Below are 15,475 nucleotides of genomic sequence, written 5' to 3' on the forward strand. Positions count from 1 at the left end.
CGTATTATTCCTGTCGTGCCGTTGGAGATTCGCACGTCACGTTCGTGAGCGTCACCGCCTGTTTCAGACTCTCCTCAGGCAAGGCATAGCGCGCCACGCAGCGAGCGTTTGCGCCTTCCCCCCATTGGATCAGCAACTCGCCTTTTAGCGGCAGACCACTGAGATAAATTTGCCCGTCTTCGCCCACCATACTGGTCACGCCGCTGGTGTTTTCCCGCACAATAGAGCCAAACGGCACGGGTTTACCGGCATATTTGGCGGTAATCAGCGCCCGCACACCGATTCGTGTATCAAACGCCGCTCGCACCAGCGCCCCTTGCGTTGGTACTACGCTGCTGACGTTATTTTCCACATCGGTATTGTTATTCATGGAATTGGTGTCTAACGCGACGCGGTTATAGCGATAGACGGTGGCATACGGCATCACCGCGTATCCACGCCAGTCGGTTTGAACGCCGGTCTGGTTTTCTATCCGCACACCCTGTGCGCCAGGCGCTTTAATCAGCACGTTGGTATCACCCAGAGGCTGACTGAGCGTAATGCCATCCGCATGCCCCACCACGCCGCCAGAGAGTTGCCAGTTGTAGTCATGCTGATCGCGATCGTAGTTGTATCCCACGCCCAGCGTGCCATAGGCCGCCTGCCAGTTGGCACTGGCGTTTCCGCTGTAGCCATTGGTGCTGCTGTGCCCCTGATTCACGCTGTAGCTCAGGTTGCGTCCATCCAGCAACGTACCGCCGATCCCGCTCTGCCAGCTGTTTTGTCCATTGCTATTACGGTTAGCATTAAAGGTGGCGTAGGTGCGATCGAAGGCGCTATCTCGCGAGTAGCGCCGTCCGCTCAGCAGGCTGAACGGTATTGACATATTGAACGCGACAATACGGTCGGTGTCGGAGATGCCAACCGATTCATTCCACGACCAGGAGAGTGAATAGCTAATACCTTGCCAGCCGCTGGCATAGCCCAGTTGATACCAGGTATTGGTGTCTGAGGTATTCCAGTACGTTTGCTGACTACCCGAGACATACAGCGATCCGTAATCCCCCAGATTCTGCGAAATGTTTATCTGGAAACGGCCCTTTTTGCTGTAGCTCAGGTTATGGTAACTCTTCACATCGGGCACATCGTGGCGATTGCCCTCGCTGTCGTATTCGTACTCATAGCCTTCCATACTGCGATACGCCACATCGTCGAGGGTATAGAAACCACGCGTAGAGTAGCGATATCCCAACAACTGAAAGTTGGTGCCAAAATTGTTCAGCGATTTCGCATATAGAAAACGCAATGACTGCCCCTGATGCGTACTGTCATCCGCCAGTTGGCTGCGGGCATGGGTCAGATCGACAGAAACCGCCCCCCAGTCCCCCAGGTTTCGGCCGGTGCCTAAAACCACCGCCGTGTAGCGGGAGGCCAACTGCGTACCGCCGTAAGCGGTGTAGCCTTCTGGTAACCCAGCAATTAATGTTCCCTGGAAAAAGAATGGAGAAGATTGTTGGCTATTGCCGCTGCGAAAATCCCCTGCGACCACGTCATATTTGAAACGCCCTTCTCGTTGTAACAAGGGAACCGTGGAGTACGGCACCGTATAGCGCTGTTGGCTGCCGTCCTTTTCGTCCACCGTCACCTCAAGGTCACCGCTGGATGACGTCGGGTTGAGATCGGTTATCGAGAAAGCGCCCGGTGAAACATAGCTTTGATAAATCACATAGCCATTCTGACGAATGGTTAGCTTTGCCGCTGTTCGCGCAATACCGCGAACGGTAGGCGCGTAACCCTGTAAGCTGTCGGGATACATACTGTCTGAGGAATAGAGCCGCGCCCCGCGGAATCCGACGCTGTCAAAAACGTCGTTGCCGGTGTTGCTGTCACCCATCACCAGCTCGCCCTTCAGCGGGATAATCGCGCGCTGAAGCCATGTGCCGATGTTTTTCCAGCTTTGTGAGTGATATCCGTCACCTTTGGAATAGCTCCATGCGCCGTTATTTCTCAAGCGCCAGGGGCCATAGTTCAGGCCACTGAGCATACTTAAGAAATAGCTGTCCGTATCACTCCCGCGACTGCCGGTGAAACTGTAGTTAACCAGCGCGGCCGGGATGCCTTCATCCCACTCTTCCGGTGGAATATAGCCACGCGCGCTGTTTAACATCGACGCCTGCGGCAGGCTGACGTTTAGTCGCAGGGTAGAAAAATCAAACGCAATCTCGCTGCCTGGAATCGCCTCAGGTAGATTGATGCAGGTATCGTTCGCATCCTTATTGAGTGCCGGAAACGCGGCGATATTGACACCAAGGCGCTTTACCCAGTCGAGCCCAAAGCACGGCATCAGCCCACCGGACTTCTCCCCGGCTTTTCCCGCGCTGGTCGTAAAACGAATATCCTGAGTAGCCACAAACTCATCGTTGCGCCAGATATCCACGCGATAAACACCTTCAGGCTGGTGATTACCTTTTTCAAAACGTGATAAATCCGCCACGGTTGCCGTATCCGCAGATAAAAAGGCCGGATTAAAATAGCTTTCACCATGGCTTAAAGAGGGAAAGAGCGCCGCCAGCGTGGACAACGCCACCCCCGCCAGCGGTGGCGTAACCCCCGGAAACAGGCCAGGAAAATACGTTGTCTTATTCATCGTTATCTCAACGCACGCTAACCGTTTGGGCCGGGGTCACAGCGCCATAATCATTGACCGTCTGGAACGTAACGTTGCCCTGCACGCCTGTTGGCAACAGAACCTGCGCATCGCTTTTCGGTGCAACCATCACGTTATCGACCTTCGTTTTCCCCACGTTGAGATTGACCAACGTGACGTAATACGCTGACGGATTGTTAATTTTCAGGTGGTTGCCGGAACGGGAGAATTTCAGCATCCCGGGCGCATCTTCCGGAATTTGCGGCAAATTATTCGGGCGCACAAAAAGCTTGATGCGGGACAGAATCGCCAGTTGCAGAACGTTTTTGCCCTCAAGGCTGTTTTTATTGACTGACGGAATGGCTTTTACGTTCATCCAGAACAGCGACTCACGATCTTTGGGCAACGGAACACCTGCATAGATAATACGCAACGTGTTTTCGCTTTTGGGCTCGCTGACAAACAACGGAGGCGTAACCACAAACGATGTTTCTTTAACACCTGCGCTATTCTCAATCCATGAATTGACCAGGTAACGTTCTTTGGTATCACTATTGCTAATAGACAGTGACGTTTGTTTGGCATCGGCTGGATAAATAACGCGGGTAGCGCCTAATGCAATGCCTCCGGCAGCCTGAACACTGGCAACAGGAAATAAGAATAGTAAAAGGATAAAACCTGATTTTAGATAATTAAACATAGCTACAAATACCTTTGGTGTGATTATCGTTGGGAAATAAATCAGGGATAAACCAACGTAAACCACACGTCTGAACGAAGCGTTCCCGGCGTTATATTTTCCGAGACAGCCCGATAACGAGCAGTGAAATGAAACGTCATCTCTTGCGTTATAATCGGCGCATAATGAAGCGGCAGCGCATTCGGAATAATTTGCCGTTGGCGCTGGTCAAATAACGCCAGGCCGATCCCCGAAGCCGCAGACGCATCTCCACTGGCAAGGAAAACCTGCGGATCTTCCGCTGGCGTCACGCCTGCAAACGCAATCCCAACGTGGTCATAAACATCGGAGCTGCATGACGTTAAGCGCAGTGAAAACGGCACGCTGGTAGAGGCAAAGCTCCCCGTCCCGGAGAAAGCATTGGTGCGATACTGCCCCATTTGCACCCGCAAATTTTGGCTGTCAGTAGCGACCGTGCAGGCACCATTGACGAGCTGCCCCCGTAAGTGAAGGCGGCCACTTTCCAGTATTACCGTATGTGCAAACACAGGCAGTACGCACAGCATTCCCGCCAGCGCCACGCCTTTCCCTATCATCTGCCGCATCCTTCATCATCCCCGGAAATTGCCTCATCCAGTGAGGCGAACGTCATCCTTGCGCAAATCAAAACGGCTTATTCGTACTTCATGATGAACGTCGCGTCGGCATTTGCCTGACCCGGCGTAGCGCTGGTGGCAGTGGCTTTGTAACGCGCAGAGAAACGCAGGGTGTTGGTTCCTTCTACCAGCGCCTGAGCGGTAGAGAAGGTGGCTCCATCCGGCTTCAGCGCGGTGGACGTGTTGTCCAGAATTTCGATACCTACACCGCCAGCAGTAGTGGTGTTATTCCCTGAAGAAACAGCCAACAGAGCCGAGTTGGTGGCATCTGCCTGACCAGAGAAAGCAACGGCTGCGGTTGCAGCAACTTTCGGATCACAATCGTTCAGCACGATGGAGAACGGAATTTGTGCCGTTGTATCACCTACTGCGGCAAAACTGGCAGTACGATACTGGCCTAAGGTGACAACCTGATCGGATGACTGAGTACTGACTGCACAGGCTGCATTGACCAGTTCACCTTCAAAATGCACAGTACCGCCGCTCACACTTACCGGATCGGCTGCAACCGCAGCACCTGCGACTAACATCAGGCTGGCAATAACAGAAGAGGTCATTAATTTACGTTTCATGGATTTCCCTTGAATTACACACATCCGGCTCCAGCATCCTGCGGGATCCGTTTTCATTATCGACATTAAATGTCAGGCTAATTATCTCTGCATCCTGTAAAGATATATATCGCAAGAGAATTAGCTAACCTTTTACCCCGACTCTCCTGAGTATTTGATTTACTAATTATCCTTCGCGAATATGACTATTCGTCACAGCGATAAATTAAACATTTCAATTAATGAAAAATACCTGCAAATCCTTTTAATAGCCCTGGCTAATTCTTAATGGGATCTAAGAAAAGTCTTGGTTAATATTACCTAAATGCCGCCGTAATAGTACGTAACAGTCTGGTTTATGAAGCATTACCCATAAAGAACCCAGGGTGATGAGATGTTTCATTCACGTTAATTTTAATTAGCGTGCTTATTATTTATTCGTAAGGCTTCAGCCTTTGTGCTGACACCATTTGCAGCCCGTGACGGCCCTGGCGCACATAAAAACGCAAACGAAAACTGACAGCACGTCCCGCTTCTGACAAAATAGTGGCATCCCCTTCGATTTAACGTAACAGACGGAATCCTCTCTCTGATGGCAGCAAAGATTATTGACGGTAAAACGATTGCGCAGCAGGTGCGCTCTGAGGTTGCTCAAAAAGTTCAGGCGCGTTTAGCGGCTGGATTACGCGCCCCAGGCCTGGCTGTTGTGCTGGTAGGCAGCAATCCGGCTTCGCAAATTTACGTCGCGAGTAAACGCAAAGCCTGCGACGAAGTGGGGTTCGTCTCCCGCTCCTATGACCTGCCCGAAACCACCAGCGAGGCGGAGCTTCTTGAGCTGATCGATACGCTCAATGCAGATACCACCATCGACGGTATTCTGGTACAACTGCCGTTACCTGCCGGTATCGACAACGTTAAAGTGCTGGAGCGTATTGCACCGGATAAAGACGTTGACGGTTTTCATCCGTATAACGTCGGTCGCCTGTGCCAGCGTGCGCCGCGCCTGCGTCCTTGTACCCCGCGCGGTATTGTGACTCTGCTTGAGCGTTACAACATCGACACCTACGGCCTTAATGCGGTCGTCATTGGCGCTTCAAACATCGTCGGTCGCCCAATGAGCATGGAACTGCTGCTGGCTGGCTGCACCACCACCGTCACCCATCGCTTCACCAAAGATCTGCGTCGCCACGTTGAGCATGCTGACCTGCTAATTGTTGCCGTCGGTAAACCGGGCTTTATTCCTGGCGAGTGGATTAAAGAAGGTGCGATTGTGATTGATGTCGGCATCAACCGTCTGGAGAATGGTAAGGTTGTTGGCGATGTGGTCTTTGAAGATGCTGCCGCACGCGCGTCATATATCACGCCGGTCCCCGGCGGCGTAGGCCCAATGACGGTCGCCACACTTATCGAAAACACGCTGCAGGCGTGTGTTGAATATCATGATGTAAAGGACGTTTAAGATGGCCACATTTTCACTGGGTAAACACCCGCATGTTGAACTCTGCGATCTGCTGAAGCTGGAAGGCTGGAGCGAAAGCGGCGCCCAGGCAAAAATTGCTATTGGCGAAGGGTTGGTGAAGGTCGATGGCGTTGTTGAAACGCGTAAACGATGCAAAATCGTTGCCGGACAGGCCGTGAGCTTTGAAGGTCACAGCATTAGCGTCGTGGCGTGACCCTAAGTGCCGGATGAGGTAAACACCGTATCCGGCCACTTCTCCCTCTCGTTTTCAGATAATGACTTCATCCCCGCTTCACAGTGAACTGTTAGCATGTTGTTTTTCCACACGAAGCGATCATCATGCCCACTATTGTTACCCACGTAGCCGTTCCGCTCTGTTTAGGGTTAGGTCTCGGACTTAAAGTCATCCCCCCACGATTACTGTTTGCTGGCGTCGTTCTGGCTATGCTGCCAGATGCCGATGTGTTGTCATTTAAGTTCGGTGTCGCCTATGGCAATGTGTTTGGCCACCGGGGATTTACCCACTCACTGCTGTTCGCCTTCGTGGTACCGCTGCTCTGCGTGTTGATTGGCCGACGATGGTTTAAGGCGGGATTGATTCGCTGCTGGCTATTCCTGACGGTTTCACTGCTGTCACACAGTCTGCTGGATTCCGTTACGACAGGCGGCAAAGGCGTCGGCTGGCTGTGGCCGTGGTCGGATGAACGCTTCTTTGCACCGTGGCAGGTAATTAAAGTCGCCCCGTTTGCGCTATCACGCTACGCCACACCGTATGGGCATCAGGTAATAACTTCGGAGTTGATGTGGGTATGGCTGCCGGGCGTTATGATGATGGGTGTGCTGTGGTGGTACAAACGTCATTAATAGTGCCTGATGGCGCTACGCTTATCAGGCCTACCGATCATTCCATCGTAGGCCGGATAAGACGTAAGCCGCCATCCGGCAATATAGAGCGTTACTTACGACGCCAGGTGGTGCCCTGCGGGCCGTCTTCCAGCACGATGCCCATCTCATTGAGACGGTCACGCGCGGCATCAGCTGCCGCCCAGTCTTTCGCTTTACGCGCATCTAAGCGCTGTTGGATTAACGCTTCAATTTCAGCAACTTCACCGTCATCCGCCTGCGCCCCGCTTTGCAGGAACGCTTCCGGATCCTGTTCCAGCAGTCCCAGCACGCTGGAGAGCTTGCGCAGATGCGCAGCCATACCGTTAGCCGCCGCCATATCTTCACCCTTCAGGCGGTTAACTTCACGCGCCATATCAAACAGCACGGAGTAAGCTTCCGGCGTGTTGAAGTCATCGTCCATCGCTTCAATGAAACGTGCTTCAAAGGCCTCGCCACCCGCAGGGGCAACGGATTTGTCGGTACCGCGCAGTGCAGTGTACAGACGCTCCAGCGCAGAACGCGCCTGTTTCAGGTTCTCTTCGCTGTAGTTGAGCTGGCTACGATAGTGACCCGACATTAGGAAGTAGCGGATGGTTTCGGCGTCGTAGTATTTCAGCACATCGCGCACGGTAAAGAAGTTGCCCAGCGATTTAGACATTTTCTCGCGGTCAACCATCACCATCCCGGAGTGCATCCAGTAATTAACGTACTCACCGTCATGCGCACAGGTGGACTGCGCGATTTCGTTTTCATGGTGCGGGAACATCAGGTCCGAACCGCCGCCGTGAATATCGAAATGGTTACCCAGTTGTTTGCAGTTCATCGCCGAACATTCGATGTGCCAACCCGGACGACCTGCGCCCCATGGAGACGGCCAGCTCGGCTCGCCTTCTTTGGACATTTTCCACAGCACGAAGTCCATCGGGTTACGCTTCACATCAACCACGTCAACGCGAGCACCCGCCTGCAGCTGATCCAGATCCTGGCGTGACAGCTGACCGTAGTTCGGGTCAGTCGGCACGTCGAACATCACGTCGCCGTTATCAGCAACGTAAGCGTGACCTTTGGCAATCAGCTGCTCAGTGATTTCGATAATTTCAGCGATATGGTGCGTAGCGCGCGGCTCCAGATCCGGGCGCAGAATATTCAGCGCATCGAAATCGCTATGCATTTCCGCGATCATTCTGTCGACCAATGCGACAAAGCTTTCACCGTTTTCATTCGCGCGCTTGATGATTTTGTCATCAATATCGGTAATGTTGCGTACATACTTCAGCTTATAGCCGAGGAAGCGCAGGTAGCGCGCGACGACGTCGAAAGAAACAAAGGTACGTCCGTGGCCAATATGACAGAGATCGTAAACGGTAATACCACACACGTACATGCCGACTTCCCCGGCATGAATAGGTTTGAATTCCTCTTTTTGGCGCGTCAGTGTATTAAAGATTTTTAACATCGAAGATTCCGTGTAGACGTGTGTGGATAGTAAAGTCTGTATAATACCCATAATTAAGACCGGAAGCAGCACACTTTGCGAGGTGATCACAGCTTGCGGTTATGCTATAACACACCCCTAACTCTGACCCTTGACGGGGTCGAAGCACCAATCTATCGGAACAGGATGCAAAAATGGTTACTTTCCACACTAATCACGGCGATATCGTAATCAAAACGTTTGATGATAAAGCGCCTGAAACAGTTAAAAACTTCCTGGACTACTGCCGCGAAGGTTTTTATAACAACACCATTTTCCACCGTGTTATTAACGGTTTCATGATCCAGGGCGGCGGTTTCGAGCCAGGCATGAAGCAAAAAGCCACGAAAGAAGCGATCAAAAACGAAGCGAACAACGGTCTGAAAAACACCCGTGGTACGCTGGCAATGGCGCGTACTCAGGCTCCGCACTCCGCAACCGCACAGTTCTTCATCAACGTTGCTGACAACGACTTCCTGAACTTCTCCGGTGAAAGCATGCAGGGTTGGGGTTACTGCGTGTTCGCTGAAGTTGTTGAAGGCATGGACGTGGTTGATAAAATCAAAGGCGTTTCCACCGGTCGCAGCGGCATGCACCAGGATGTGCCAAAAGAAGACGTTATCATCGAAAACGTGACCGTCAGCGAGTAATCGTGGCGACACTGTTTATTGCAGATCTTCATCTCTGCACAGAAGAACCGGCGATCACCGCCGGTTTTCTGCGTTTTTTAGCCGGAGATGCGCGAAAGGCCGATGCGCTATACATTCTCGGCGACCTGTTTGAAGCCTGGATTGGCGATGACGACCCGAATCCGCTGCATCATGAAATGGCCGCAGCGATAAAATCACTGGCTGATTCCGGCGTCCCCTGCTTTTTTATTCACGGCAACCGTGATTTTCTGCTCGGCAAACGTTTTGCCCGTGCGAGCGGCATGACCTTGCTTCCCGAAGAAAAAGTGCTCGACCTGTATGGCCGCAAGGTGCTGATCATGCATGGCGACACCTTATGCACCGACGACGCAGGCTATCAGGCGTTTCGCGCCAAAGTACATCAACCCTGGCTACAGAAGCTGTTTCTCGCCCTGCCCCTGTTTGTTCGCCAGCGCATTGCCGCAAAAATGCGCGCCAACAGTAAAGCCGCCAACAGCAGTAAATCGCTGGAAATCATGGATGTGAATCCGCAGGCCGTGATTAACGAGATGGAAAAACATCAGGTCCAGTGGTTAATTCACGGACATACACACCGTCCGGCTGCCCACGAACTCACGGCCAATGAGCAACCCGCTTTCCGCGTGGTATTAGGCGCATGGCATACCGAAGGCTCAATGGTAAAAGTCACGTCCAGCGACGTTGAGCTAATCGCGTTTCCGTTTTAATTCTGCAGATATCCAGTTCCTCTTTACACAAAACTATTCGAGTTGCATCGAGGCGGCAAATCTGTGAGTCCCCAGGAGCTTACAAAAGTAAGTGACTGGGGTGAGCAGATGCAGCCAACAAAGAGGCAGCTTGAAGAGTGAAGTGTAAAGCGCGCAATCGTTTTCCTTGAAGGTTAATTATGCTATTCTCTGTGGCCTCAAAAGTCGAGTGTAGTGCACCACAGGAGTTTTCAGACGCATGTCTTCCCGCAATAATCCGGCGCGTGTCGCCATCGTGATGGGGTCCAAAAGCGACTGGGCTACCATGCAGTTCGCCGCCGAAATCTTCGAAATCCTGGACGTTCCGCATCATGTTGAAGTCGTCTCCGCCCACCGCACCCCAGACAAATTGTTCAGCTTCGCCGAAAGCGCTGAAGAGAACGGTTATCAGGTGATTATTGCCGGAGCCGGTGGCGCAGCGCATTTGCCAGGCATGATTGCGGCGAAAACGCTGGTGCCGGTTCTCGGCGTTCCGGTGCAAAGCGCAGCGTTGAGCGGTGTAGATAGCCTCTACTCCATTGTTCAAATGCCTCGCGGTATTCCCGTTGGAACACTGGCGATCGGCAAAGCGGGTGCAGCCAATGCGGCCCTGCTGGCAGCGCAAATTCTGGCTACACACGACAAAGCATTACACCAGCGTCTGGACGACTGGCGCAAAGCGCAAACCGATGAAGTGCTGGAAAACCCGGACCCGCGAGGTGCGGCATGAAGCAGGTCTGCGTACTCGGTAACGGTCAGCTAGGACGCATGCTGCGTCAGGCCGGCGAGCCGCTGGGCATTGCGGTCTGGCCCGTCGGGCTGGACGCTGAACCGGCAGCTGTCCCTTTTCAGCAAAGCGTGATCACCGCTGAGATTGAGCGCTGGCCGGAAACGGCACTCACCCGCGAACTGGCGCGCCACCCGGCGTTTGTTAACCGCGACGTCTTCCCGATTATTGCCGACCGTCTGACGCAAAAGCAGCTTTTTGACAAGCTCGGTCTGGCGACCGCGCCGTGGCAACTGCTGGCAGATAAAAGCGAATGGTCTGCGGTATTCGACAAACTCGGCGAGCTGGCGATCGTCAAGCGTCGCGTCGGCGGCTATGACGGTCGTGGACAGTGGCGTTTGCGCGCAAATGAAACCGCACAACTGCCGGATGATTGCTATGGCGAGTGCATCGTCGAGCGGGGAATCAACTTCTCTGGCGAAGTCTCACTGGTTGGCGCTCGGGCGCATGACGGCAGCACCGTTTTCTATCCGCTAACCCATAACCTGCATCAAGACGGCATTCTGCGCACCAGCGTAGTGTTCCCGCAAGCTAACGCCAGACAGCAGGCACAGGCTGAAGCGATGCTCTCCGCCATCATGCAGGAGCTGGGCTATGTCGGCGTGATGGCGATGGAGTGTTTCATCACCCCGGAAGGTCTGCTGATCAACGAACTGGCTCCGCGTGTGCACAACAGCGGACACTGGACGCAAAACGGCGCCAGCATTAGCCAGTTTGAGCTGCACCTGCGTGCCATTACCAACCTGCCGTTACCGACGCCGGTGGTGAACCATCCTTCGGTGATGGTAAACCTGATTGGTAGCGACCTGAACTACGACTGGCTGAAGCTGCCGCTGGTACACCTGCACTGGTATGACAAAGAAGTGCGTGAAGGGCGTAAGGTGGGTCACCTGAACCTGAGCGACAGCGATACCGCGCGCCTTAGCGCGACACTGGAAGCGCTTATCCCCCTGCTGCCGCCGGAATATGCCAGCGGTATTATCTGGGCGCAGTCAAAGCTGAAATAAGCCATTAATGCCGGGGAATGGATTTTATCCTTCCCCGGCCCCTCCCCTGGCGCGTAAAATCCCCTCCATTGCTGTTTTGTATTTTCAGGATCAAACATGAACGATGGAACGGACTATCGCGCAATTCTGCTCGCTGGTACGCCTTTAATCGATGTACGCGCCCCCGTCGAATTTCAGCAGGGCGCCATGCCGGGCGCAATAAACCTTCCCTTAATGAACGATGACGAACGTGCTGCCGTGGGTACCTGTTACAAACGTCAGGGGCCTGAGGCCGCCCTCGCGCTCGGCCATCAACTGGTCTGTGGCGAGACTCGCCAGCAACGCATGAAGGCCTGGCTGAATGCCTGTCGTCAAAATCCTGCGGGCTACTTATGCTGCGCGCGCGGCGGCCAGCGTTCGCACATTGTGCAGCAATGGCTGCACGAGTCCGGTACTGACTACCCGCTAATACAAGGCGGTTATAAAGCATTGCGTCAGGCGGCGATTCAACTGACTGAAGAGCTAGTGCAAAAACCGATCGTCTTAATTGGCGGCTGTACCGGGAACGGTAAAACGCAGCTAGTGCAACAGCAGCCAAACGGAGTGGATCTCGAAGGTCTGGCGCACCATCGCGGTTCCTCATTTGGTCGCACCGTTGAACCGCAGCTTAGCCAGGCAAGCTTTGAAAACCTGCTGGCGGTCGAAATGCTGAAAACCGACAGCCGTCAGGATCTGCGTCTGTGGGTACTTGAAGACGAAGGCCGCATGATCGGTGCTAATCATCTGCCCGAATGTTTGCGCGAACGCATGAGCCAGGCCGCTATTGCGGTGGTGGACGATCCTTTTGAGCTACGGCTGGAGCGACTGCGCGAAGAGTATTTTGTGCGCATGCACCACGATTTCACTCACGCTTATGGCGAGAGTCAGGGCTGGCAGGAGTACAGCGAGTATCTGCACCACGGTCTGTTTGCTATCCGCCGTCGTCTGGGTTTGCAACGTTTTGCCGAGCTGACCACCCTGCTCGACGTGGCTCTGCACGAACAGCAGGCAACGGGCAGCACCGACGCGCATATGAGCTGGCTGGTACCGTTGCTCAACGAGTATTACGACCCGATGTATCACTATCAGTTGGAAAAGAAAGCCGCGAAAATCGTCTTTCGCGGCTCATGGCAGGAGGTGGCTGACTGGCTTAGCGTACAGTAATCAATGTCTGTCGCGCTTGTCTGCGCGTTTCGCCAACCAGTCGCCCAGCACCTGAACGACTTGCACCAGAATAATCAGCGCCACCACGGTGACGATCATGACCTGGGTTTCGTAGCGGTAATAACCAAAGCGAATCGCCAGGTCGCCGACTCCACCGCCGCCAACGATACCGGCCATTGCGGAGTAACCGATCAGACTCACCAGCGTTATCGTCAGCCCACGCAGCAGACCCGCGCTCGCCTCCGGTAACAGAACGGTGCAGATGATGCGCATCGGGCTGGCGCCAAACGCTTCCGCCGCCTCGATAATGCCTTTATCGACTTCACGTAGCGCGCTATCAACCAGACGGGCATAGAAAGCAATTGCTGCTACCGAAAGTGGGACCGATGCCGCGATGGGTCCAATGGTATTGCCGAGCAAAAACTGGGTTAGCGGCAACAACAGAACCAGCAGGATCACAAACGGCACCGAGCGGATAATATTCACCAGCACGGAGCTGAGCAGATACACAAAACGGTTCTGCCAGAATAAATGCCGGTCGGTAACGAAAATAAGAAAACCGAGCGGCAGACCGCCAATAATCGCCAACAGCGTAGAGATGCTCAGCATCTGGAAGGTTTCATTAAACGCCAGCGTCAAATCAGGCAATAAATCATCCACGAATCACCTCCACCTGTGCAGTACGTTGACGAATATGTTCCACGGCGACATCCACCGCAGAAGGGTTATGCGGCGCGGTCAGTTGCACCACCAGAATCCCCAGCGCACGTTCGCCGATATATTCAATTTTGCCGTGCAGAATGTTCACCGCCACGCCAAATTTAACCGCCACTTCTGACAACACCGGCTGTTCTGCCGAATCGCCGATAAAAAGAATTTTCAGCAACTGGCCGGGCAGATGCTGGCGCAGACGCTCGGGTAGCGTCAGATTGAGGGTATGCGACACCAGTTGCTGAGTGAAAGCGTGCTGCGGGTGAGCAAAAACATCAAACACCTCACCAGACTCCACCACCTTGCCACCGGACATCACCGCCACGCGATCGCAAATCGATTTGATCACGTTCATCTCATGGGTGATCAGCACGATCGTGATCCCCAACTGTTGGTTGATCTGCTTTAGCAACGTCAGAATCGTGGCCGAGGTTTCGAGATCTAACGCGGAGGTGGGCTCATCACACAGCAGCACATCCGGGTGATTGGCAATTGCGCGGGCAATACCCACACGCTGCTTTTGCCCACCGCTGAGCTGAACCGGAAAGCGGTTCGCCTTGTCTGACAGCCCCACCAGCGACAGGATTTCGCTCACGCGCGGGCCAATTTTACTGCGTTCCCATCCGGCAGCCTTCAGGCTAAAGGCGACGTTTTGCGCCACGGTACGGGTATGCATCAGATTAAAATGTTGAAAAATCATCCCGATACGCTGACGGGCTTTACGTAGATGCACGCCTTCCAGTGCGGAAATTTCTACGCCGTTCACCTTCACGCTTCCCTGGCTCGGACGCGTTAAGGCGTTCAGGGTGCGCAGCAGCGTACTTTTCCCCGCGCCACTGGTCCCGACAATGCCAAATATCTCACCTGCGCCAATGCGCAAGCTAACGTCATCAACCGCCCGGGTTGATGCTCCACGGCCTGCGCTAAAATCCACGCAAACTTTCTCAATCTCAATCATAGCTACCTCAGAAATGCGAAAAGGGCAGTCGTCGCTGCCCCTGTTAACCCTTGTGCGCAGCGATTATTGGGCTGCCGACATCCATTCCGGTTTCTGGAAGGCGCTGTAGATATTTTGCGGATCGTCGATCACCGCACGATACGCCGGAGATTTCACCGCCTCGACAATATCTTTCGCGAATGGTTTATCCGCATCTTCACTGCGTACCGCGATGATATTTTTCAGATTTTCGTCCAGGTGTTCCTGCTTGATGGCGCTGGCGAGATCCAGTTTTGCCGCTACGGCAAAGTTGCCGTTGACCAGCGCACCGGTCACACCGTCCAGCGTACGCGGCAGCTGTGCCGCTTCCAGCGGTTTAAACACCAGCCCTTTTGGGTTGCTGGCGATATCGCGCTCGGAGGCTTTAGTTGGATCGATGTTATCTTTGATGGTGATAAGGCCAATAGACTGCAGGAAACGCAGACCGCGAGCCAGGTTGGTGGGATCGTTGGAAAGCGTGATCACATCCCCTTTTTTCAATTCATCCAGGCTTTTGATTTTATGTGAGTAAAAACCCATCCCGGCCGTCGGGACCACAATCAGCTTGCTCAGTTTCAGGCCTTTATCGGCGGTGAATTTGTCAAAGTAGAGTGAATGCTGGAACAGGTTAGCATCGATGCTGCCATTGGAGAGCGCCATGTTAGGCTGCACGTAGTCGCTGAATTCGCGTACTACTACCTTATAGCCTTTCTCTTTCAGCGTAGGGGCAATGGCTTGTTTTACCATATCGCCGTACGGCCCAGGTGCGACGCCAAATACGATGGTGTGCGGATCACTGTTCGCATGAGCAAATTGTAATCCACAGGCCAGTAACAGCGCCCCGGTCGCGACGCGTAAACTCTGACGCAATCCCATAATCTCTCCATTTTAACGTTGTGGTGTCATGTCTCACGCCGTTCTTGCGGCGTTGTTCTTGTTGGCCTGTTAACAGGCTGATTGTTAACATGACACAGATCACAACCTGCTGTCCTTGAAATTATTTCATGATGTTGCAGAGTGTGTTTTTAAATGTGAGAAGGCATGAAAAAGCCGGATGTCGGCACAAGTGCCTTATCCGGCCTACAAATA

16 protein-coding genes are annotated in these 15,475 nt (G+C 53.5%); 8 read left to right on the top strand and 8 right to left on the bottom strand.

From position 1 onward, the window contains the following. Nucleotides 1–4: 4 nt before the first annotated feature. The 4 genes from SK33_RS17085 to fimA form a co-directional block, all read right to left on the bottom strand. Nucleotides 5–2,626 carry a fimbrial biogenesis usher protein gene (locus SK33_RS17085; protein WP_032948735.1) on the bottom strand — a complete coding sequence of 874 codons (2,622 nt, stop codon included), beginning with the start codon at nucleotides 2,624–2,626 and terminating at the stop codon, nucleotides 5–7. A gap of 7 nt (nucleotides 2,627–2,633) precedes the next feature. Then, nucleotides 2,634–3,326: a type 1 fimbria chaperone FimC gene (gene fimC, locus SK33_RS17090; protein ID WP_016149733.1), complete on the bottom strand. Its 693-nt coding sequence runs from the start codon at nucleotides 3,324–3,326 to the stop codon at nucleotides 2,634–2,636. Nucleotides 3,327–3,367: 41 nt separating this feature from the next. Next, nucleotides 3,368–3,901: a type 1 fimbrial protein subunit FimI gene (gene fimI / locus SK33_RS17095; RefSeq protein WP_003847496.1), complete on the bottom strand. Its 534-nt coding sequence runs from the start codon at nucleotides 3,899–3,901 to the stop codon at nucleotides 3,368–3,370. 77 nt (nucleotides 3,902–3,978) lie between these two features. Further along, nucleotides 3,979–4,533 (bottom strand): type 1 fimbrial major subunit FimA, encoded by a 555-nt coding sequence (fimA, locus tag SK33_RS17100; protein WP_032947919.1) that lies wholly within the window; start codon nucleotides 4,531–4,533, stop codon nucleotides 3,979–3,981. Nucleotides 4,534–5,104: 571 nt separating this feature from the next. Here fimA and folD point away from each other — a divergent pair. The 3 genes from folD (at nucleotide 5,105) to SK33_RS17115 (ending at nucleotide 6,835) form a co-directional block, all read left to right on the top strand. After that, nucleotides 5,105–5,971, top strand: coding sequence for a bifunctional methylenetetrahydrofolate dehydrogenase/methenyltetrahydrofolate cyclohydrolase FolD (gene folD / locus SK33_RS17105; RefSeq protein WP_003021887.1), 867 nt, complete (start codon nucleotides 5,105–5,107; stop codon nucleotides 5,969–5,971). 1 nt (nucleotide 5,972) lies between these two features. After that, nucleotides 5,973–6,185: a ribosome-associated protein YbcJ gene (ybcJ, locus tag SK33_RS17110; protein WP_048219437.1), complete on the top strand. Its 213-nt coding sequence runs from the start codon at nucleotides 5,973–5,975 to the stop codon at nucleotides 6,183–6,185. 125 nt (nucleotides 6,186–6,310) lie between these two features. Beyond that, the gene (locus SK33_RS17115) at nucleotides 6,311–6,835 is read left to right on the top strand and encodes a metal-dependent hydrolase (protein ID WP_048219439.1); all 525 of its coding nucleotides are present in this window, start codon (nucleotides 6,311–6,313) and stop codon (nucleotides 6,833–6,835) included. A gap of 91 nt (nucleotides 6,836–6,926) precedes the next feature. Here SK33_RS17115 and cysS read toward each other — a convergent pair whose 3' ends face one another. Beyond that, the gene (gene cysS, locus SK33_RS17120; protein WP_003831109.1) at nucleotides 6,927–8,312 is read right to left on the bottom strand and encodes a cysteine--tRNA ligase; all 1,386 of its coding nucleotides are present in this window, start codon (nucleotides 8,310–8,312) and stop codon (nucleotides 6,927–6,929) included. A 173-nt stretch (nucleotides 8,313–8,485) separates the two neighbouring features. Between cysS and ppiB the strand changes: the two genes are divergently transcribed. From ppiB to mnmH, 5 genes are all read left to right on the top strand, one after another. Next, nucleotides 8,486–8,980 carry a peptidylprolyl isomerase B gene (ppiB, locus tag SK33_RS17125; protein WP_003021875.1) on the top strand — a complete coding sequence of 165 codons (495 nt, stop codon included), beginning with the start codon at nucleotides 8,486–8,488 and terminating at the stop codon, nucleotides 8,978–8,980. A gap of 2 nt (nucleotides 8,981–8,982) precedes the next feature. Then, complete coding sequence (gene lpxH / locus SK33_RS17130) at nucleotides 8,983–9,705, top strand: UDP-2,3-diacylglucosamine diphosphatase (protein WP_048219441.1); 723 nt, start codon at nucleotides 8,983–8,985, stop codon at nucleotides 9,703–9,705. 238 nt (nucleotides 9,706–9,943) lie between these two features. Then, a complete protein-coding gene (gene purE, locus SK33_RS17135; RefSeq protein WP_003835756.1) occupies nucleotides 9,944–10,453 on the top strand; it encodes a 5-(carboxyamino)imidazole ribonucleotide mutase in 510 nt (169 codons plus the stop codon). After that, nucleotides 10,450–11,517 carry a 5-(carboxyamino)imidazole ribonucleotide synthase gene (gene purK / locus SK33_RS17140; protein WP_003021869.1) on the top strand — a complete coding sequence of 356 codons (1,068 nt, stop codon included), beginning with the start codon at nucleotides 10,450–10,452 and terminating at the stop codon, nucleotides 11,515–11,517. Before purE ends, purK begins: the two co-directional genes overlap by 4 nt. Nucleotides 11,518–11,613: 96 nt before the next feature. Then, nucleotides 11,614–12,699 (top strand): tRNA 2-selenouridine(34) synthase MnmH, encoded by a 1,086-nt coding sequence (mnmH, locus tag SK33_RS17145; RefSeq protein ID WP_048219443.1) that lies wholly within the window; start codon nucleotides 11,614–11,616, stop codon nucleotides 12,697–12,699. On the opposite strand, the gene SK33_RS17150 is transcribed toward mnmH, so the two are convergent. The 3 genes from SK33_RS17150 to SK33_RS17160 all read right to left on the bottom strand — a co-directional run bounded on the left by SK33_RS17150 (nucleotide 12,700) and on the right by SK33_RS17160 (nucleotide 15,262). Further along, complete coding sequence (locus SK33_RS17150; protein ID WP_003021866.1) at nucleotides 12,700–13,359, bottom strand: methionine ABC transporter permease; 660 nt, start codon at nucleotides 13,357–13,359, stop codon at nucleotides 12,700–12,702. Further along, a complete protein-coding gene (sfbB, locus tag SK33_RS17155) occupies nucleotides 13,352–14,368 on the bottom strand; it encodes a virulence-associated ABC transporter ATP-binding protein SfbB (protein WP_048219445.1) in 1,017 nt (338 codons plus the stop codon). The genes SK33_RS17150 and sfbB overlap by 8 nt, the downstream gene beginning before the upstream one ends. Nucleotides 14,369–14,431: 63 nt before the next feature. Then, nucleotides 14,432–15,262: a MetQ/NlpA family ABC transporter substrate-binding protein gene (locus tag SK33_RS17160; protein WP_003021862.1), complete on the bottom strand. Its 831-nt coding sequence runs from the start codon at nucleotides 15,260–15,262 to the stop codon at nucleotides 14,432–14,434. Nucleotides 15,263–15,475: the final 213 nt, after the last annotated feature.

Origin of the sequence: Citrobacter sp. MGH103 (assembly GCF_001034475.2) — a bacterium.
Classification (GTDB): Bacteria; Pseudomonadota; Gammaproteobacteria; order Enterobacterales; family Enterobacteriaceae; genus Citrobacter; species Citrobacter freundii.